Origin of the sequence: Curtobacterium sp. PhB170 (genome assembly GCF_003752345.1) — a bacterium.
In the GTDB taxonomy this organism is placed as follows: Bacteria; Actinomycetota; Actinomycetes; order Actinomycetales; family Microbacteriaceae; genus Curtobacterium.
In genome coordinates this window covers 700,132-720,011 of sequence record NZ_RJUM01000008.1, presented here as the reverse complement: position 1 = coordinate 720,011, position 19,880 = coordinate 700,132, and the positions used below count along the sequence as shown (strand labels likewise).

Genomic DNA, 19,880 nt, shown 5'->3' with positions numbered 1-19,880 from the left:
CAGTCTGTCGCAACCACCTGAGCGGTGCTTCTGGCGACGCTGGAAGCATCCTCTGCCGATCTTATGCGTGGGCTGTGGGTCCGTCCCCGGATCACCGTCGGACGGCCAGCTAGGTTGGGGTCCGTTCAGCGCGACACGTCGTCGCCGTCACCGGAGGGAACCACATGCGGCACGCAGGACCCTGGTTGCGAGCAGCCGAGGGAGCGATGCTCCTGGGACCCGACGGCGTCCCCGCGCCCACCGTCTTCGCCGAGATGAGCGCCCTCGCCGCGAGCACCGGCGCGATCAACCTCGGGCAGGGCTTCCCCGACCAGGACGGCCCGGCCGAGGTGCTCGAGGCCGCGGTCCGCGCCGTCCAGGACGGCGTCAACCAGTACCCGCCCGGACGCGGGACGGCCGACCTCCGCACCGCCGTGGCCGAACACCAGCAGCGGTGGTACGGCCTCGAGGTCGATCCCGACCGGCAGGTCCTGGTCACCGCCGGCGCCACCGAAGCCCTCGCCGCGACGCTCCTCGCCCTGGTCGAACCGGGCGACGAGGTCATCACGTTCGAACCGTTCTACGACGCCTACGGTGCACTCGTCCGGCTCGCCGGCGGCACCCACGTCACCGTGCCCCTCACCGCTCCGGACTTCCTGCCGGACGAGGACACCCTGCGCGCGGCGTTCACCGACCGCACCCGCGTCGTGCTCGTCAACACGCCGCACAACCCGACCGGCCGGGTCCTGCCCGACGAGGTCCTGCGCACGATCGTGGAACTCGCGACGCGGTACGACGCCCTCATCGTCACCGACGAGGTCTACGAGCACCTGACGTTCACCGTCCCGCACACGCCGATCGCGACACTGCCCGGAGCCGCCGAGCGGACGGTGTCGATCTCGAGCGCGGGCAAGACCTTCAGCACCACCGGCTGGAAGATCGGCTGGCTCACCGCTCCCCCGACGCTCGTCGACGCGATCACGACGGTGAAGCAGTACCTGACCTTCGTCAACGGCGCACCGTTCCAGCCGGCCGTCGCCGTCGGACTGCGGTTGCCCGACGCCGTCTTCGCCGGGATCGCCGCCGAACTCGCCGCCAAGCACGAACTGCTCGCCTCAGGGCTCCGGTCAGCGGGCTTCGACGTCATGCGCCCGGACGGCGGGTACTTCGTCATCGCCGACACCGCGCCGCTCGGGTACGACGACGCCCGGGCCTTCTGCCTCGAACTGCCCGCCCTGGCCGGGGTCGTCGGCGTGCCGGTGTCGGCCTTCGTCCGGCCGGACCACGCCGCGGGCTACCGGTCCCTCGTGCGCTTCGCGTTCTGCAAGCGGCGTTCCGTCCTCGAGGACGCCGCCGGCCGCCTGGCACGCCTCCACGCGCCGTCCTGAGCCCGGTCCCGCCACCGGCGCAGTCGCGACCACGGATCGGGCGGGAGGTGCCGGTCAGTGGCGAGCCGCGCCTCCAGGCCGGGCGCGCATCGCGACGTCGTACCGGCGGAGTGCCAGCGACGGGTTGACCTGCCGGACCGCCTCGGTCACGGCGGTGTCGACGGTCGCGACGAGCGTGCCGGGCGTGGAGCCAGCTGACGCCACGGCGACACCGGAGGGGTCGAGCACCACCGAGGCGCCGATGCCGATCGGCGGCGTCTGGCCGACACCGACGACCCACACGGTGTTCTCGATCGCCCGCGCGGTGAGCAGGATCCGCCAGTGGTGCTCCTTGCCGGGGCCGCGCACCCACTCGGCCGGCAGCACGACGACGTCGGCCGCACCGTGCTCGGGTGCCGCCAGCCGCCGGGTGACCTCGGGGAAGCGCAGGTCGTAACAGGTCTCGAGCCCGATCCGGAGGCCTTCGAACTCGAAGACCGGCAGCTGCTCCGGGTCGCCGGACTCGATGCGGTCGGACTCTCGCGAGCCGAAGGCGTCGTAGAGGTGCACCTTCCGGTAGATCGCCGCGAGCTCGCCGGTGGGGAGCACCGCCACCAGGGTGTTGCGGAAGCGCGTGGGGCCTGCCGGGGTCGCCGCGTCGGTCGTCTCGGCGTCGGTCGTCTCGGCGTCGGTCGTCTCGGCGATCCCGACGATCAGTGCGACACCGGTGTCGCGGGCGATGTCGCGGAGCCCGGAAACGAACGGGCCGTCCAGCGGTTGCGCTGCGGCGACGAACCGGTCGTCGATGTCGGCGGTGAAGTACGACGAGTACTCCGGCGTGACGAGCAGGGCCGCTCCCCGCGCCGCTGCGTCGGCTGCCGCGGCCCGGACGGTCTCGAGGTTGGCTGCCGGGTCGTCCACGGGAGCGAACTGTGCGGCGGCGATCGTGAGGGTGCCCATCCGCCGAGCGTACTCGGCGGGATCCGACGCCCTTGGGCGCGCTCCGGCATGCACGAGTCCAGGGATGCGTCCACAAACGAGGAAAGCCCCGGTCCTTTCGGACCGGGGCTTTCGTGTGACGCTTGGTTGCGGGGGCAGGATTTGAACCTACGACCTCTGGGTTATGAGCCCAGCGAGCTACCGAACTGCTCCACCCCGCGGCACATTGAATAGCCTACACACGGCCGTGGCGGGGCACAAATCGTGTGCCCCGCCACGGCGTGTCAGCTGCCGTCTTCGGCCGCGGTCGCGGCCTCGATCGCGTCCTGCAGGCGCTTGTCGGCCTCGGCTGCGGCCACCAGATCGTTGTCGGCGTAGGCGTCCTGACGGTCCTGCAGTGCGGCCTTCGCGTCGGACAGCGCCTTCTGGAGCGCGTCGTTGTCGACGGTGCCCGAGCCGGTCGAGCCACCGGTCGAACCGGAACCCGAGTCGGAGCCGGAGCCGGCGTCGGACGAGCCCGAACCGGAGTCGCTCCCCGAACCACTGGCATCGGAGTCTCCGGCAGCAGCACCCGAGTCACCGCCGAACAGCGAGTTGAGCGCCTCGTCGAGGGTGTCCTCGAACGCGATCTTGTCGCCGAACGCGACGAGCACCTTCTGCAGGAGCGGGTACGAACCGCTCGACGTCGACTGGACGTACACGGGCTGCACGTACAGGAAGCCGCCGCCGACCGGCAGGGTGAGCAGGTTGCCCTGCTTCACCGTCGAGTTGCCGCGCTTCAGGATGTTCAGCTCCTGCGACACCGTGGTGTCCGAGTTGAACAGGTTCTGCACCTGCGCCGGGCCCGGGATGTTGTCGGTCTTCGGCATCGTCAACAAGGTGAGCTTGCCGTAGCCCGACGCCTTCTTGCCCTTGCCCGCACCTCCCGCGTCGGAGTCGGCGGCCAGGTACCCGGTCAGCACGTTGCGGTTGTTCGCCCCGGCGGACTGCTGGGGGATGTAGGTCGTGTACAGGTTGTACGCGGTCTCCTGCCCCGGCACCTTCATCGTCAGGTAGTACGGATCCTGCAGGTTCGCCTTGCTCGCGGTGGTCGTCGTCTGCGCGCCCAGGGCGTTCGTGGTCGTCGACGTGTCCGCGGCGCTCGCATCCGTGTCGGTCGACCCAGTGGTTGTGGGCTCCTGTGGCGTGTTCCACGCGTCGTCACCCGAGTAGAACGAGTTCGCGTTCGTCACGTGGTACGTGCCGAGGATCGACCGCTGCACCTTGAACAGGTCCGTCGGGTACCGGACGTGGTCCAGCAGCTCGGCGCTCATGCTCGACACCGACTTCACCGACGTCGGGAAGATCTTCTCCCACGTCTTCAGCACCGGGTCCTTGGTGTCCCACGCGTAGAGGGTCACCTTGCCCGTGTAGGCGTCGACCGTGGCCTTCACCGAGTTGCGGATGTAGTTGACCTGGTCGGTGCGGTACGCCGAGGACTCCGAACCGGCGATGCTGTCCGACAGGCTCTGGCTCTGCGAGTACGGGTAGGCGTCGCTCGTCGTGTAGCCGTCGACGACCCACTGGATGCGGTGGTCGACGATCGCCGGGTAGGCGTCGCTGTCGACCGTCAGGTACGGAGCGACCTTCTGAACGCGCGTGATCGGGTCGCGGTCGTAGAGGATCTGCGAGTCCTTGTTGACCGCGTCCGACAGCAGGACCTGCTCCGACTGGAACTTCGCCGCGTAGACGAGTCGGTTGAAGAAGTTGCCCACACTCGGTCCGCCGTCGCCGGAGTACGTCGTGGTGGCGTTGCCGCCGTTGTCGTCGTCGGAGCCGGACGGGTAGTCGAGCTCGACGTCCTTCGACCCCTTCGGCGCGCCGACGATCGAGTACGCCGGCGAGGTCTCGCCGAAGTACACGCGCTGCTGGAAGTCACCCAGCGCACCGTTCGAGGGGATGCCCGACTCGAGGAAGACCGGCTTGCCGTCGCTCGCGCGCTGGTTGCCGAAGGCCGCGGTCACGCCGTAGCCGTGGGTGTACACGAACGCCCGGTTGTACTGGGTGTTCGCAGCCGAGCTCAAGCCGTCGAGGTCGATGTCGCGCACCGCGATGACGGTGTCCTCGGTCTCGCCCTTGACGTCGTACCGGTCGACGTCGAGCTCGTCCGGGAACTGGTAGTACTGCCGGTACTGCTGGAGCTGGCTGAAGGTGTCGGAGACGATCTTCGGGTCGATGAGGCGGATGTTCGCCGTCGTCTGGGCGTCCTGCGCGAGGGCGCCGGAGCTGGCCTCGGTCGTGGCGTCGTAGTTCTGTTCCTTGACGTCGGAGACACCGTAGGCGTCACGCGTGGCCTTGATGTTCCGCTCGATGTACGCGGACTCGTACGTACGCTCCGAGGGCTTGACCTGCAGGCGCTGGACGATCCAGGGGTAGATGCCACCGATGACGATCGCGGCGACGAGCAGCAGGCCGGTGCCGACGATCGAGATGCGCCAGCGGCCGATCACCGCGGTGACGATGAACAGGATCGCGACGATCGCCGCGATGCCCGCCATGATCTCGCGACCCGGGATGACCGCGTTGACCTCGGTGTACTGGGCACCGGTGATGAGCGAGTTCGACTTGGTGAGCGCCGCGTACTGGTCGAGCCACAGGCTCACGGCCTGCAGCGCGATGTAGAGCGCGGCAGTGACGGCGAGCTGGATGCGCGCTGCTCGGGAGATCCGGACTTCACGTCCCCCGAAGCGCAGCGCGCCGTACAGGTAGCAGGCAGCGAGGGCGGCGAGCCCCGCGATCAGCACCACGGCCGACGAGTACGCCACGATCGAGCGCCAGAACGGCAGCTCGAAGACGTAGAAGCCGATGTCCAGGCCGAACTGCGGGTCCGTCTTGCCGAACGGGGTCCGGTTGAAGTACTCGAGCACCATGCTCCAGCGCCCCGAGGTCGACAGCCCGGCGAAGATGCCGAGCACCACCGGGATGCCGATCATGACGGCGCGGCGCAGTGGTTCGATGACCTGCTGGTACCGGTCCAGCTGCGAGTTGAGCTTCGCGTAGACCGGGCGGTACCGGAAGGCCAGTCCGATGCTCAGGAAGACCGGGATCGCCATTCCCAGGAAGCCCGCGAGGAACATCAGGGTCCCCGCGATCCACCGCGTCGTGAGGACCTGCTGGAACCCGAGCTGCGCGAACCACGCGTAGTCGGTGTACAGGCTGGCGAAGATGAAGAAGCCGATCACCAGTGCGGCCAGCACGATGATCGTGACCACGATCGGGACCCGCGGCGAACGCCGCCCCGAGGTGGACGAGGTTGTCGTCACTTGATGTGCTCCAGACGTGTCGGACCGGCGGGCCCGGCTCGCGGCGGGCCGTCAGTGCACTGATCCTATTGGACCGGGCGGACTGTGAAACTGTGCGAGGACTCAGGAACCCGGTCAGGAACCGCAGCGGGCGAGCTTCGCGGTGCTCTTCCCGTCGGCGATGGTCTGCAGGTCGGTGACGGCCTGGTCGAGCGTCGACACCTTGTAGACGTCGAGCCCGTCCGGCACGTGCCCGACGACCTCGCCGCAGTTGTCTGCCGGGGCGAGGAACACCGTCGCTCCCGCTTCCCGCGCCCCGTAGAGCTTCTGCCGGATGCCGCCGATGGCTCCGACCTCGCCGTCGGCGGTGATCGTGCCCGTGCCCGCGACGTGCTTGCCACCGTTCAGCTTGCCTGGTGTGATCTCGTCGATGATCCCGAGCGCGAACATCATGCCGGCCGAGGGGCCGCCGACGTCCTGCAGCTTGATCGAGACGTCGAACGGGAAGTCGTACTTCTCCGTGACGCCGACGCCCAGGAGCGCGGTGCCCTGCTCGTCGCGCGGGGTCACCCGGACGTCCTTCGTCGCACCGTCGCGCTCGATGGTGACGGTGGCCGGGGTCGAGGTGCCGTGCTTCGCGACGAGCTCCCGCAGCGAGGTGGCGTCGGCGTTCGTCGTGAGCGAGGTGCCGTCGAAGGCCGTGATGACGTCGCCCTTCTCGATCGGGCCGTCAGCAGCCGAACCCTTCTGCACGGTGCCGACCTCGAGCTCCGTCGGCAGGTCGTTGCCCTGCTGGATGAGTGCTGCGGCCACGGCGGACTGCTGCGACGCCTGCATGTCGGCGGAGTCCTGCTGGTTGACCTGCTCGGTGGTGGTGCCGGTCGGGTAGATCGCCTCGACCGGGATCACGGCCTCGGACTTCGTGAAGATCGCCCGGACGACGCTGGTCCACGACGGACGGTTCGTCGCGTCGCCCTGGATGCCGACCGTCAGCATGTCGAGCGCCCCGGCGGTGGGGTAGGTCTCGTGTCCGGAGACCTGGATCAGCTTGACGTCCTTCGCGTCCTTGCCCGTGCCCTGCTTCTGCGTCCCGATGGTGTTGTAGACCGGTCCGGGGACCTCGATCAGGTACGGGCTCGGCAACACGCTCGCCAGGATCCCCAGCACGACGGCGCCGATCACGAACGCCCACCCGACGGTCCTGGCACGCGAGCGACGACGGGGCGCGGGGGTGAAGAGGGTCACGCGGGGTCCTTCCAGGGGCGGTCGCCGGGCCTGACGGCGGGGCGGTCGTCCGCGCCGTGTGGCGGGACTGTTCGCCCTCGGCGCAGCGGTTCGGGCGTTCCCACGGGGGCATCCCAGGTGCGGCCCCGTGAGCAGCGATTAGCGTAGTCGGCATGCCTGATGAACCACAGCCGGGGCCGGACGACGACTTCCAGGAGATGCTGCGCAAGCTGCTCTCGGGCGAGGGCCAGATCGACCCGTCGCAGCTCGCCGGTGCAGCCGGCCTGCCGAACGACCCGGCCTTCGTCGCGAACCTGATGAGCCAGCTGCAGCGGGCCGCGCAGTCCGGCGGCGACGGCATCGACTTCTCCGCGACCGCCGAGCGCGCCACCGCGATCGCCCGCGAGGGTGGGCACGCCGTCGACCCGGTGGCCTCGCAGGCGGCCGACCAGGCGTTCCAGGTCGCCGCGCTGTGGCTGGACGAGGTCACCACCGTGGCCGAGCTCACCGCCACGCCGAGCCTGTACACGCGCGAGCAGTGGGCGAAGGCGACGGTGCCGGTGTGGACCCAGATCGCCGAGCCCGTCGCGTTCAGCATCGCCGATGCGCTGACCGAGGCCATCGACCAGCGTGCTCCCGAAGAACTCAAGGCGATGCTCGGCGACGTCTCGAAGGCGATGCGCGGCGTCGGCGGGGCCCTCTTCGCCATCCAGCTCGGCCAGGTGGTCGGCCAGCTGTCGAAGGAGGTCGTGTCCGGCGGCGACGTCGGTGTCCCGCTGCTGGACGAGCAGGTGGCCGCACTCCTGCCGCAGAACGTGGCCGAGTTCGCCGAGGGGCTCGACGTCTCCGAGGACGAGGTCCGCATCTACCTGGCGGTCCGCGAACTCGCCCACGCACGGCTCTTCCGCTCGGCCCGGTGGCTGCGACTGCACATCATCTCGTCGATCACGGACTACGCGCGGGGCATCCACATCCCCTTCGACCGCGTCGAGGAGCTCGCTGCGGACATCGACCCGACCAACCAGGAGCAGCTGCGGGACGCGCTCGCCTCGGGTGCGCTCATCCCGCCGCGCACGCCCGAGCAGGACGCTGCGCTGGCACGTCTCGAGACCATGCTCGCGCTCGTCGAGGGCTGGGTCGACACGGTGACCGCCGCCGCAACCGTCCGGCTGCCGAAGAGCGGTGCCATCGCCGAGATGGTCCGCCGTCGCCGGGCAGCCGGAGGACCCGCCGAGTCCGCGTTCGCGACGCTCGTCGGCCTCGAACTGCGACCCCGCCGTCTGCGCGAGGCCGCCGCGATGTGGCAGCGGGTGACGGACGAGCTCGGTGCCGAGCAGCGTGACGCGCTCTGGTCGCACTTCGACCTGGTCCCCACGTCCGACGACGTCGACGCGCCGGACGCCCTGGTCGCCCGACTCCGGAACCCCGCGCAGACGGAGGAGGACGACGCGTTCGACAAGGCGCTCGAGGACCTGCTCAACGACGCCACCGGCGCCCGTCCGCACGAGGACGAGTCCGGCCGGATCGACGACGGCGCCCCGGGCACCGACGGAACGGGCACCGGCGAGAGCGGCCCCGACGGAACGGGCACCGGCGAGAGCGGCTCCGACGGAACAGGCACCGACGAGGACCGCCCCGGCGACCAGCCCCGCTGAGTCCGGCCCCGCCGAGTTCTCCACAGATCCGCCACCCGGCCCCACGCGTGCCCCCGACTCGGGCACCGTGGGGTCATGGGCATCCGCATCGATCCGACACTCGAGTTCGTCTGGCGCGACCCGACGACGGTGCAGCTCGGGGTCGATCCGCCTCGTGCCGTCGTCGACGTCCCGACCACGGGCGAGGAACGGTTCCTCAGTGCCCTGCGGCGTGAGACGGGGCGCGAGGCGCTGAGCGGCCTCGCCGTCAGCTCGGGCTGCCCACCGGACGTCGCCGCGCGCGTGCTCGGGGCGGCGTCCCCCGCGGTGATCGACGTCCTGCCTGAACCGCTCGAACGGGTCGAGGTGCACGGGGCCGGCGGGTTGGCGGACACGATCGCGGCGCACCTGTCCGGCGAGGGCGTGACCGTCGCTCGGACCTCGTCCCCGCGGGGCGGCCCCGTCGACCTGCCGGAGCACGAACCCCGGATCGCCGTGGTGGTCGCCGACCACGTCGTCGACCCGGCGCTCCGCGCCGCCTGGACCCGCAGGGGCGTGCCGCACCTGGCGGTCGTGGTGGGCGACGGACGCATCCGCCTCGGGCCGTTCGTGGTCCCGGGGGCCGGCCCGTGCCTCCAGTGCGCGGAGCTCACACGCGTGGACGACGACCCGGCGTGGCCCGCGATCGCGTCGCAGCTGTGGGGACGACCACCGGCGCCACTGTCACCGTGGCGGTCCGCCGCGGTGGCCGCGGCCACCACCCGGCTGCTCGTGCAGCGCCTGCCGCTCCGGTCGCAACGTGCCGACCCGGACCAGGTGGTGTTCGACCGCGACGACCTGGCCGTCAGCCGCTGGTCGGTGCCGTTCCATCCGCGGTGCGCGTGCCGAGCGCTGCCAGGAACCGACTCGGAGCACGGGCTCCCCCACGCGTGGAACCCTGTCTCGACCACGTGATCGTCACGGTCCGCCGGGCACGGGTCAGGCCGACGTAGAACAGGCGCCGTTCCTCGTCCACCTCGGTGTCGGTGGTGGCGTGCGAGATCGGCAAGAGGCCCTCGGCGGCACCGGCGATGACCACGTTCGGCCACTCGAGGCCCTTGGACGAGTGCAGGGTCGCCAGGGTGACGGCGTCGACCTCGGGCTCGTGGTGGGTCGCGGCACGGTCCACCAGGTCCTGTGTGAACTGCTGCATGGTCGTCCCGGCGGGGGCGTCCTCGGCCAGGCCCATGATCGCCTGCAGCGCTTCCCACTGCTCGCGGACGGCGCCGGTGCCCTCGGGGGCGGTCGACGTCCACCCACTGACCTGCAGCACGAGGCGGACACGGCGGGTCAGTTCGTCGTCGGTCTGCCGGATCGCCTCGCCGCGCATGTGGTGCACCGCGAGCTTGACCTCGGGCCGGTTGAAGAAGCGTGTGCCGCCCTGCACCCGGTAGGGGATGCCGTTGCGGCCGAGCGCGGACTCGAGGGCCGCGGACTGGGCGCCGACGCGGAACAGCACCGCGCAGTCGCCGTACGACGCTCCGCCGGCGACGAGTTCCGCGATCCGTCGGGCGATGGTCTGCGCCTCGTCGCCGTCGTGCACGCACGGCACCACGACGGGGTCGGGACCGGACTCGTCCGTCTGGGCGACCAGGTCGAGCGCGCCCGGTTGCCCGCGCATCAGGGAGTTGGCGGCGTGCACGACCTCGCGGGTGGAGCGGTAGTTCCGCTCGAGTCGCACGACCGATCCGCGGGGGAACTCCGAGCCGAAGCCGAGCAGGTAGTCGCTCGACGCACCGGCGAACGAGTAGATCGTCTGGCTGGCGTCGCCGACGACGCACAGGTCGTCGCGGCCGCCGAGCCAGGCCCGCAGCAGGTCGTGCTGCACGGGCGAGACGTCCTGGTACTCGTCGACGACGAAGAACCGGTACTGCTGCCGCACGTAGGACGCCACCCGCGGCTCCGACTCGACCATGCCGAGCGTGGCGAGCAGGACGTCCTCGAAGTCGAGCTGTCGGCGGTCGTCCTTCAGGCGCTCGTAGGCCTTCATCAGGTCGATCACCCGGCGCGGTGAGGTGTCGCGCGGCATCACGCGCCCGGCGGCAGCGGCCTCGTACTCCTCGAGCGAGAGCATCTGCACCTTGCGCCACTCGACCTCGGCGGCCAGGTCGCGCAGCACCGGGGTGTCGACCGACATCCCGACGGTGTCCGCGGCGTGCGCGATCATCCGGCCCTTGGACTCGACGATCTTCGGTGCGTGCCCGCCGACGGTGTCCGGCCAGAAGTAGCTGAGCTGCGCCATCGCCGCGGCGTGGAAGGTCCGAGCCTGCACCGTGCCGGCGCCGAGCGAGCGGAGCCGCGACCGCAGTTCCCCGGCGGCGCGGGTGGTGAACGTCAGCGCGAGGACGTGGTTCGGCGCGTAGGTGCCGGTCGCGACCCCGTAGGCGATGCGGTGGGTGATCGCACGGGTCTTGCCGGTGCCGGCGCCCGCCAGGACCGCGACGGGGCCGAGCAGGGTCCGGGCGACGGTTCGTTGCTCGGTGTCGAGAGCGGCGAGGAGTTCATCGGGCGACGGCGGACGGACCTCGGCCGAACCGGCCGAACCGGCCGACCCGGTCGAACCGGTCGAACCGGCCGACCCGGCCGACCCGGCGCCAGCTGGCACCGGCCCACGACCAGCGCTGCTCACGGCAGGTCCAGCGGCCCGCCGTACCACTCCTCGATGATGGCGCGGGCGATCGAGGTCCGACCGGGCAGCAGCAGGGTCTCCCCCGCACGCTCCCGGATGTCCTCGCGCGAGAACCAGCGCACGTCGAGGATCTCGACGCCGTCGGGCCGGGCAGTGGACGGGTCGCCGTCCACCGCGCGGGCACGGAAGCCGACCATCAGCGACGCGGGGAACGGCCACGGCTGCGAGCCGAGGTACTCGGGCTCCTCGACGTGCACGCCGGACTCCTCGAAGACCTCGCGGCGGACGGCGTCCTCGAGCGACTCCCCCGGTTCGACGAACCCGGCGAGCAGCGAGTAGCGGTTGGCGTCCCACGCGGCGTTCGAGCCGAGCAGGATGCGGTCGTCGGCGTCGACGACACCGACGATGATCGCGGCGTCGGTGCGCGGGAAGTGCTCGTGTCCTTCAGGGTCGCGGCGCACCCACCCGCCGGTGACGACGTCGGTCGCGGACCCGGTGCGGGGCGAGAAGCCGTGGACGGCGTGCCAGTTCGCCATCGCCACGGCCTCGACCGCCAGGCCCTGGTCGCGCGGGGACAGCTCGGTGCCGAACATGCGCAGGCTCTCCCACGCGTCGTCGGACGGTTCGATGGCCGACGCGGTGGCGTCGTCGACGAGTGCCGCGACGAAGCGGGTGCCGGCGGGGGCGTCGGCAGCGTCGGACACGGCGCGGCCGAGGTACAGCGTCACGGTGCCGTCGGGGACGTCGGCCGCGGTCACGAAGCGCAGGGTGCCGTCAGCGTTCCGGAGCATCTCCGAGCCGTGCACCGGCAGGTACCGGGTCGCGGAGTCCTCGCGCAGGACCCGGTCGAGGTCCGGCGTCGTGCGGAACTCGGCGTCGCGGTCGAGTTCGTTGCGGGACAGCGGGAGCCGGGAGGCGAACTCGACGGTCACGGCAGAGGGCTCCTCGGTTCAGGTGCAGGCGAGGCCTGCGGGCGGGGCGTGCGGGCGGGGCGTGCGGCAAGGCGTACTGGGAAGGCTTCGGGAACAGCGTGGCGTGCACCGGTGCAGGCGTCACGCACCTACCCTGAGGGGCATGGCGGGATCCCAGTTCACTCTAGCCGCGTTGGCGACGACGGCCGTGCCCGGTCTCGTCGTCACGGGCACGCGCACGCTCGGCTCGGCCGCGGCCGGCGACTACGAGTCGGCTCTCCTCCGCGACGCCGACGGCGCCCTGACGGTCATCCGACGACCCCGGAACCAGCGGGCGGAAGCCCGGCAGTCGGCCGACCTCGTCGCGATCCGTGCGCTGAGCGCCGGGATCCGCACGCGCCTCCCGTTCGGTGTGGCCGAGTACCGCGGTCAGGCGCCGATCGGATCGACCCGCGCCATCGTCACCACCCGGCTGCCGGGCGCGCACCCGACGCTCGCGTCGTTCGCCGAGCGCCCCGAGCTCGCCACGAGCGTCGGCCGCGCCCTCGCCGCGATCCACCAGCTGCCGACGAGCTTCGTCTCGGACGCCGGCCTGCCGTCGCTCACCCCGTTCGAGGTGCTGCGCTCCGCCGTGTCCGTGATGGACCGCGCCGTTGCCACCAAGCTCGTGCCCGCCGCCCTGGTCGAACGGTGGGAGGGTGCCGCGCGCGACCAGCAGCTGTGGCAGTTCACCCCGACCGTCGTGCACGGATCGATCGGCACCGGCGTGCTGCTCGTCGACGGCGACGCCGTCAGCGGGATCCTCGACTGGGGCGAGCTCCGACTCGGCGACCCGGCGAAGGACCTCGCCTGGGTGCTCGCCGGCCGACGCGACGCCTTCGACACCGTCCTGAGCGCCTACGAGGCGAACGGGGGCGGACGGGACCGCCAGCTCGCGCAGCGCGCCCGCGTGCACCACGAACTCGAGACGGCGCACTGGCTGCTGCACGGCGTCCAGGCGAAGAGCACCGAGGTCGTCGATGACGCGGTCGCCATGATGCACCGGCTGGTCGACGCGGTGCACGCGCCGAGCGCGGAGCCGCTGCAGTCGGTGTCCCCCGAGACGATGGAGATCGGCGAGGTCGAGCAGCTGCTGTCGTCGACCGAACGCCGACACGGCTGACCCCACGCGTCGGCCGGGCGGCCGACGACGGTCGCACGGGACGCGGTGTCCGCGACCGCCTGGAGGCCCGGTGCCGGTCCGGCGGGCCGGCACCGGGCCTCCAGTGCGTTGCCGGACGGGCGCGGGGCGCTCCGCCGAGCGGTCACGTCTGCCGGGCGGTCACGTCGTCGATCAGCCGGGACCCGGCGACCCGGCAGCGCGGTGGCCCGAGTGCCCGTCAGCCGATCGCGGCCGTCCAGGCGCGCTCGAGTCCGGCACGGTCCAGCAGCTCGGTCGGGCGCACCTCGAGGTCGTCCGCGACGAAGTAGAAGACGGCGTCGACCTGGTCGAGCGGTCGACCGGTGAACTCGGCGTAGGCCACCCGGTACAGGGCGAGCTGCAGCGTCCGTCGGGCCAGGTCGTCGGCACCGGACGGTGCCTTGCCCGTCTTCCAGTCGACGACCTCGGCACGCCCGTCGATCTCGTAGACGGCGTCGAGCTTGCAGACGACGCTGTGCCCGAGGAACGGGATGTGGATCTCCCGCTCGACCTCGACCGGCGTGCGGCCGGCCCACCGTGAGCGGGCGAAGGTGGCCTGGAAGTCGGCCAGTCGTCGGGCGTCGTCGTCCGTGACCACGGCGTCCGGCGAGGCGTCGACCAGGTCATCGGCGTCGAGGTCGAGCTCGTCGCCCCACACGTCGAGGGTCTCGAGCGACCCGCCCGTCCGGGCACGCTGCTCCACCCACTGGTGGAAGAGCGTGCCGAGCCGGGTCGCTCGGTACGGACGCTCCGGCATCGGCCGCCGCAGGCGTTCGGCCACCGTGTCCGGCTCGGTCAGGTAGTCCTTGAAGCCGGAGGCCGGCACGCGGTGCGGGACCACGACCGCGTGCTTCGCGTTCCGGGTCGCGCGTCGTTCGGCGAGCAGCAGGTCGATGTCGGCCGCGTACCGGCCGGAGGCACCGGGGTTGGCGTTCCGCACCCGCTCGGCCGCCGCCAGCACCCGGGGCGCACGCTGCCCGAACGGCACGTGCGGCCAGAGCTGCTGCGCGCCGTCCTCGCCGAGGGGGTTCTCGTCGTACACGGTGGTCTCCGGGACCGCGGTGCCGTCGACGACCCCGGCGTCGACCAGGTCGTGCAGGTACCGGCTCGGCTCGGTGGGGCGCACGCCGCCGGCCCAGAACGAACCGGACACGAGCAGGTCGTGGCGGGCACGGGTCAGCGCGACGTACGTGAGTCGGCGTTCCTCGTCCTCGTTGCGGGCCTTCACCTGCTCCTTGAAGGCGTCGATCGCGGTCGTGACGTCCTTCTGGGTCTCCTGCCCGCGCCACGCCAGGCTCGGCAGCTCGGCGCCGTCCCCCCGGAACTCGTACGGCAGACGGCCGAAGCCGAGCCACCCGGACGAACCCTCCTGCGGCCGCGCGGGCAGGCCACCCTCGACCATGCGCGGCACCGCGACCGCGTCCCACTCGAGGCCCTTCGAACCGTGGATCGTCAGGATCTGGACCGTGCCGGCTTCGGGTTCCTCGGAGCGCGGGCCCATGTCGTCACGGCGGGCGGCGGCGTCGATCCACCCCAGGAAGGAGCCGAGGTCGGCACGGTCGTCGGTGGACACGAACCCGGCGAGCTCGTCGATGAAGGCATCGAGGTACGCCCCGCTGCCCTGCTCGTGCGCCGCGACCTCGATGTCGAGCCGCATCTCCTGCACCACGAGCGTCACGAAGTCGACCAGGTCGCTGCCGGCCCGCGACCGCAGCATCGCGAGCTGCGTGCCGAGCGCCCGCATCCGGCTGCGGCCGGCGGGCGTGATGCCGTCGAGCGCCCCGTGCTCGTCCGGTGCGGTCGCCACGAAGTCCAGGGCGTCGACGATCGAACCGTGCTCCCCCGCGGCCACCGAGGCGCGGAACGCCGCCGTCAGCTCGTCGTCGAGCCGCTGCTGGGTGTGGTCGCGCTGGAACAGCCACCGCGCGAGGTGGTGCAGGGCGACGACGTCCGCGGCGCCCACCCGCCACCGGGCACCCGCGAGCAACCGGATGAGGTCGTTGCCGGCAGCCGGGTCGTGCAGCACCCGCAGGCACGCGACCAGGTCCACGATCTCGGGGCGCTGGAGCAGGCCGCCGGTGCCGAGCACGTGGAAGGGCACCGCGCGCGCTCCGAGCGCCGCGGTGAACGACGCCAGGTCCTTGCGGGCACGGAGCAGCAGGGCCATCGACCCGGTCGGGTTCCGCTTCCGGTGGCCCTGGAACCACGCGGCGACCTCGTCGGCCTCTTCCGGCAGGGTCTCCGGGAACACCGCCCGGACCGTCCCGGCGTCCGCACCGGGTCGCGGTGACAGGCGCTCGACGTCGACCTCGGACGCCTCGGACAGCGGCGCCACGATCGCGTTCGCCCCCGCGAGGACGTCGACCGGGTTCCGCCAGCTCGTCGACAGCGCGAACGTCACCGGCCGGACCGCATCCGGCTCGGTGCCGCCGAAGTCGTGCGGGAAGCGTGCGAGGTTCGCGGCGCTCGCACCGCGGAACCCGTAGATCGACTGGTGCGGGTCGCCCACGGCCATCACCGAGTGCCCGCGGAACAGCCGGGCGAGGAACCGGGTCTGCACCACCGAGGTGTCCTGGTACTCGTCGAGCAGCACGACGCCGAACCGCTGCCGCAGGTCCGTGACCACCCGCGGCGCGGACTCGGCCGCGGCCAGCGCCAGGGCGATCTGGTCGGAGAACTCGACGAAGCCGCGGTCGACCTTCTGCCGCCGGAACTCCGCGACCAGGTCGGCCAGGGGCTCCAGCGCACCGATCGCCGCGACGGCGTCGGTGATCGCCTTGTACGGCTTGCCACGGTTGCCGGGCAGTTCGAGCAGGTCGGAGAACTCGACGGCGAACCGGCGGAGGTCCTCGGGTTCGACGAGGTGCTCGGACGTGGCCCCGGCGAGCGCCACGACGGCCGCCGTGAGGGTGTCGACGTCGCGGTCGAGTCCGGCCAGACGGTCGTCACGCGCGGCCACCACGACGCGGCGGGCCAGCTGCCAGGCGGACGGTTCGGTCAGGACCTGGGACTCGCCGTCGCGGCCGACGAGCAGGGCGTTCTCGCGGAAGACGGCGTTCGCGAACGCGTTGTAGGTCGACACCGTGGGCGCTTCGAAGGCGTCGCCCGGGGTGATCAGACCGACGTCCTCGAGCGCACGGATGCGGTCGTTGATGCGCACCGAGAGCTCGCCTGCGGCCTTGCGGGTGAAGGTCAGACCGAGGACCTCGTCAGCGCGGACCATTCCGTTCGCCAGCAGCCAGACCACGCGCGACGCCATCGTCTCGGTCTTGCCGCTGCCGGCTCCGGCGACGACCAGGGCGGGGGTGAGCGGGGACTCGATGACGGCGCGCTGCTGAGCGGTCGGGCGCGGGCGGCCGAGGGCGTCGGCGATGGCGTCGGCGCCGTGCTGGACCACAGGCGCAACGAGGACGTCCGTCGCGTCGGTCGCGTCGGTCGTGTCGGTCGTGTCGGTCACCAGGTCACCTCCGAGACCACGTGGATGCGGCACTCGACGCCGGTCCGGGCCTTCTCGCAGTGGTCGTCCACGTTCGCCAGGAAGGTCCGTCCGGCCATGCCGCGCGCGACCCCGTGCAGGCGCTCCCGGTACGCGTCGCGCGCCTCGGCGTCGAACGCGTGCTGGGTGCGCTCCGAGTAGGCCTGCCCGCCGCGGGGGTTCTGCACGAACACGAGTCGGGCGTCCGTCATGGGCGAGCCGGCCGGAACGCCCTCGACCGCGCCGTCCTCGATCGCCAGCTGGTACGCGCCGAGCTGCGGGTGCTCCGGCATGTCGTTCTTCTCGCTCGGCATCGAGCGTCCGGTCTTGAGGTCCACGACGCTGACGCGGCCCTCGGGGTCGACCTCGATGCGGTCGATGCTGCCGCGCATCCGGGCGGGGCCGGTGACCAGGGCGAACGAGGTCTCGGCGCCGAGCAACCGGCGGCCGGCGCCCGCGAAGGTTCGCAAGTAGTCGCTGAGCCCCTCGATCATGCGGCGGGTGCGCGCGCGTTCCCGATCGGCCACCCACGGCGACTCGAAGGTCAGTTCGTCCCACCGGGCCTCGACCCGCTCCCACAGCGACTCGACGTCGATCTCGGTCGCGTGCTCCATCGCCTCGTGCACGATCGTGCCGATCCCCATCGCCGGACTCGGCGCACCGCCCCCGAAGGTCTGCACGAACCAGTGCACCGGGCACTCCTCGAACGTGCCGATGCGCGACGGTGAGACGGACACGGTCGGTGCGACGGGTTCGCCGCCCTCGACCTCGGGCACAGGGTCGGCGTCGAGGTCGACCAGCGGCTCGTCGGTGGTGGGCTCGGCGAGGCCGTACCAGTCGTCCGGTGCGGCCCCGGGGACCTCGGCCTCGGCCAACCGGGCCAACGCCGAGGCGGCCTCGTGGTCGCCGGACAGGACGACCCGACGTCGCAGGGACCCGGCCAGTCCGCGCAGGGACAGCGGGTGCACGGTCGGCTGCCGGTCCGGCGGCACCGGCACCAGGCGGACGAAGGGCGACGGGGACTCGTCGTCGTTGGCGACGGTGCCGATCACGACCTGCGTGGTCGCTCGGGAGACGGCGCGGGCGAACAAGCGGAGTTCGTCGGCGACCACCGCGGCGCGGTCGTCGATCGGCGAACGCTCGGCCCCCGACGCCGCACGGACCAGGCCGTCCGGGTCGAGCAGACTGCCACGCACCCGGGTGTTCGGCCACACGCCGTCCTGCAGTCCGAGCACCACGACGACGTCGCACTCGAGTCCGATGGTCGCCGAGGGGGTGAGCACCCGGACCCGGCCGGCGGTGCGGTCGGGGCCGATGGAGTCCTCGGGCAGGTCGGCGCCGAGCAGGTCGTCGACGAACACCCGGGCCGGGGCGTCCGGGGTGCGTTCGACGAACCGCTTGGCGGCGGTGAACAGGCCCACGACGGCGTCGAGGTGCCGGTCCGCCTCGCCCGCTCCGACCCCGCCGGCTGCGGACTGCCCGCCCCACGACTTCGCGAGGCCGCTGCGTTCCCACAGGCCCCAGAGGATCTCCTCGATGCTCGATCCGGCCACGGCGTCGGCGTGTGCCTGCACCAGACTGCGTGCGAGTCGGGTCGCACGTCTGGCGAAGCCGGCGTCGACCGTGGCCAGACGCTCCGGGGCACCGAGCGCGTCGATCAGGAGTTCGTCGGCCGTGCGGGTGCCGTCGCCGGCGAGCTCTTCGCGCCGCAGGGCGAGCCGCAGCCGGCGCATCGCCAGGGTGTCGAGTCCGCCGAGCGGCCCGGTGGCGAACGCCGTGGCCAGGGCGGCGTCGAGGGGCAGGACCCCGAGGGCGACCGCCGCGGCGTCGAGCAGCGCCCGCGCCGCCGAGTCGTCACGGGGGCGGACGGGCGCGGCACCGGCGGTCGCGGGGACCTCGGCCACCGAGAGCGCACGCACGAGCTCGGGGATCGCGGCGCCGCTGCGGGTGACGACGGCCATCCGGTGCCACGGCACACCGTCGAGCAGGCGGTGCTCCCGGAGCCGTCGGGCGACGGCCACCAGCAGCGCCGACCGGCTCGCCGCCTCGAGGTGCACGACGGCGTCGGCTCGGGCGTCCTCGTCACTCGCCGCCGCCGCGCGCTGCCGACCGGCCGCCGCCGTGCCGATGCGCCCCGTGATCCCGGAGACCAACGACCGGATCGGCGCGGGGTACCGGTGCACGGTGCCGAGGAAGAGTTCGTCGACCCGGTCCACGCCGAGCCGCACGGCCAGGCGCCCGAGCACGTCCGGTTCGGCCCCGCGGAACGCCGAGGCGGCGATGTCCGGGTCGCCGAACGCGACGACCTGCACACCGGACCGGGCGAGCGCACCGAGCAGTGCCACCTCGCCCTCGACGAGTTCCTGGGTGTCGTCGACCACGATGAGTCCGAGGGCGGCGACGCTCGCGGGCAGCTCCCCCCGCAGCACGGCGGCGGTGGCGAACGCGACGAGCTCACCGGAGTCGAGGCTGGTCGCACGGAACGCGGTGACCGAGGCCCGGTACTCGTCGACGAAGTCACCGACGGCCCGCCACTCGGGTCGACCGCTCTCGTCGCCGAGCTCGCGCATGTCCTCGGGCTCGACGCCCGCCGCGACCGCACGCATCATGACGTCGCGCAGCGCGGTCCGGAACCCGGCGCGCTCGCGCACCACCGCGGTGATGGGTTCGGGCCAGTCCGGACCGGTGCCGTCGAGCTCGTGACCGGCGAGCAGGTCGGCGATGATGCGGTCCTGCTCGCCACCGGTCAGCAGCGTGGGCGCTTCCTGCCCCTGGACCGCGGCGGCGCGCGCGACGATCTGGAAGGCCAACGAGTTCACGGTCCGGGCGAGCGCTCCGGGCACCACGCGGTCGACGACGGCGGCGAGGCGGTCACGCAGGGCGGTGGCAGCGGTCCGCGACGAGGTCAGCGCGAGCACGGTGGCGTGCCCGTCGGGGCTGATCGCGTGCGGTCCGCGCAACCGGTCGGCGACGAGCCGGGCGAGCGTGGTCGTCTTGCCCGTGCCGGGAGCGCCGATGACCGCCGCGTGTCGGCCGTCGGGCAGCGCGAGCACGGCGGCCTGGGACGGGTCGTCGACCAGGGCGCGTGCGACGCCGACGTCTGCGGGGGCTGGCGTCAGCGTGGTCTGCGGCACGCTCGTACGGTACCCACGACCGCCGACACCACCCGGCCCGACGCGGGCGCGGCGCGTACCCGGGCCGCCGAGTGCGCCCGCGGCGAAC

At 72.2% G+C, this 19,880-nt stretch carries 11 protein-coding genes and 1 tRNA gene; 4 read left to right on the top strand and 8 right to left on the bottom strand.

The genetic code is table 11. The annotated features are described in order from the left end of the window. Positions 1-164 precede the first annotated feature (164 nt). Positions 165-1,367 (top strand): aminotransferase class I/II-fold pyridoxal phosphate-dependent enzyme, encoded by a 1,203-nt coding sequence (locus EDF40_RS03885; RefSeq protein WP_123340726.1) that lies wholly within the window; start codon positions 165-167, stop codon positions 1,365-1,367. Between the two features lie 54 nt (positions 1,368-1,421). Here the strand turns inward: EDF40_RS03885 and EDF40_RS03880 are convergent, their stop codons facing one another. The 4 genes from EDF40_RS03880 to EDF40_RS03865 form a co-directional block, all read right to left on the bottom strand. Further along, positions 1,422-2,306, bottom strand: a complete 885-nt coding sequence (locus tag EDF40_RS03880; RefSeq protein ID WP_123340725.1) for a carbon-nitrogen hydrolase family protein — start codon at positions 2,304-2,306, stop codon at positions 1,422-1,424. A gap of 123 nt (positions 2,307-2,429) precedes the next feature. Next, positions 2,430-2,506: transfer RNA gene (locus EDF40_RS03875), tRNA-Met, on the bottom strand. A gap of 63 nt (positions 2,507-2,569) precedes the next feature. Continuing rightward, on the bottom strand, positions 2,570-5,536 hold the full coding sequence (locus EDF40_RS03870; RefSeq protein ID WP_185002726.1) for a UPF0182 family protein: 2,967 nt from the start codon (positions 5,534-5,536) through the stop codon (positions 2,570-2,572). A 165-nt stretch (positions 5,537-5,701) separates the two neighbouring features. Continuing rightward, entirely contained in the window at positions 5,702-6,811 is a 1,110-nt protein-coding gene (locus EDF40_RS03865) for a PDZ domain-containing protein (RefSeq protein ID WP_260213508.1), read from the bottom strand. Positions 6,812-6,963: 152 nt separating this feature from the next. Between EDF40_RS03865 and EDF40_RS03860 the strand changes: the two genes are divergently transcribed. Both EDF40_RS03860 and EDF40_RS18800 read left to right on the top strand, forming a co-directional pair. After that, positions 6,964-8,445 (top strand): zinc-dependent metalloprotease, encoded by a 1,482-nt coding sequence (locus EDF40_RS03860; RefSeq protein ID WP_260213507.1) that lies wholly within the window; start codon positions 6,964-6,966, stop codon positions 8,443-8,445. Between the two features lie 75 nt (positions 8,446-8,520). Next, complete coding sequence (locus EDF40_RS18800) at positions 8,521-9,378, top strand: hypothetical protein (protein ID WP_123674718.1); 858 nt, start codon at positions 8,521-8,523, stop codon at positions 9,376-9,378. On the opposite strand, the gene EDF40_RS03850 is transcribed toward EDF40_RS18800, so the two are convergent. Both EDF40_RS03850 and nudC read right to left on the bottom strand, forming a co-directional pair. Next, entirely contained in the window at positions 9,269-11,092 is a 1,824-nt protein-coding gene (locus EDF40_RS03850; RefSeq protein ID WP_260213506.1) for an ATP-dependent helicase, read from the bottom strand. The genes EDF40_RS18800 and EDF40_RS03850 overlap by 110 nt on opposite strands. Further along, positions 11,089-12,024: an NAD(+) diphosphatase gene (gene nudC, locus EDF40_RS03845; RefSeq protein ID WP_123340722.1), complete on the bottom strand. Its 936-nt coding sequence runs from the start codon at positions 12,022-12,024 to the stop codon at positions 11,089-11,091. Before nudC ends, EDF40_RS03850 begins: the two co-directional genes overlap by 4 nt. 142 nt (positions 12,025-12,166) lie before the next feature. Here nudC and EDF40_RS03840 point away from each other — a divergent pair, with 142 nt between their 5' ends. Next, positions 12,167-13,165, top strand: a complete 999-nt coding sequence (locus EDF40_RS03840; RefSeq protein WP_123294087.1) for a phosphotransferase — start codon at positions 12,167-12,169, stop codon at positions 13,163-13,165. Between the two features lie 217 nt (positions 13,166-13,382). On the opposite strand, the gene EDF40_RS03835 is transcribed toward EDF40_RS03840, so the two are convergent. Beyond that, positions 13,383-16,640: an ATP-dependent DNA helicase gene (locus tag EDF40_RS03835; RefSeq protein WP_260213505.1), complete on the bottom strand. Its 3,258-nt coding sequence runs from the start codon at positions 16,638-16,640 to the stop codon at positions 13,383-13,385. Beyond that, complete coding sequence (locus tag EDF40_RS03830; protein ID WP_185002724.1) at positions 16,637-19,792, bottom strand: UrvD/REP family ATP-dependent DNA helicase; 3,156 nt, start codon at positions 19,790-19,792, stop codon at positions 16,637-16,639. The genes EDF40_RS03835 and EDF40_RS03830 overlap by 4 nt, the downstream gene beginning before the upstream one ends. Positions 19,793-19,880: the final 88 nt, after the last annotated feature.

Excerpts from the sequence above, each read along its gene's own strand:
- EDF40_RS03840 (WP_123294087.1), top strand. The coding sequence starts at position 12,167 with ATGGCGGGATCCCAGTTCACTCTAGCCGCGTTGGCGACGACGGCCGTG.
- EDF40_RS03880 (WP_123340725.1), bottom strand. The coding sequence starts at position 2,306 with ATGGGCACCCTCACGATCGCCGCCGCACAGTTCGCTCCCGTGGACGAC.
- EDF40_RS03885 (WP_123340726.1), top strand. The coding sequence starts at position 165 with ATGCGGCACGCAGGACCCTGGTTGCGAGCAGCCGAGGGAGCGATGCTC.
- EDF40_RS18800 (WP_123674718.1), top strand. The coding sequence starts at position 8,521 with ATGGGCATCCGCATCGATCCGACACTCGAGTTCGTCTGGCGCGACCCG.
- EDF40_RS03860 (WP_260213507.1), top strand. The coding sequence starts at position 6,964 with ATGCCTGATGAACCACAGCCGGGGCCGGACGACGACTTCCAGGAGATG.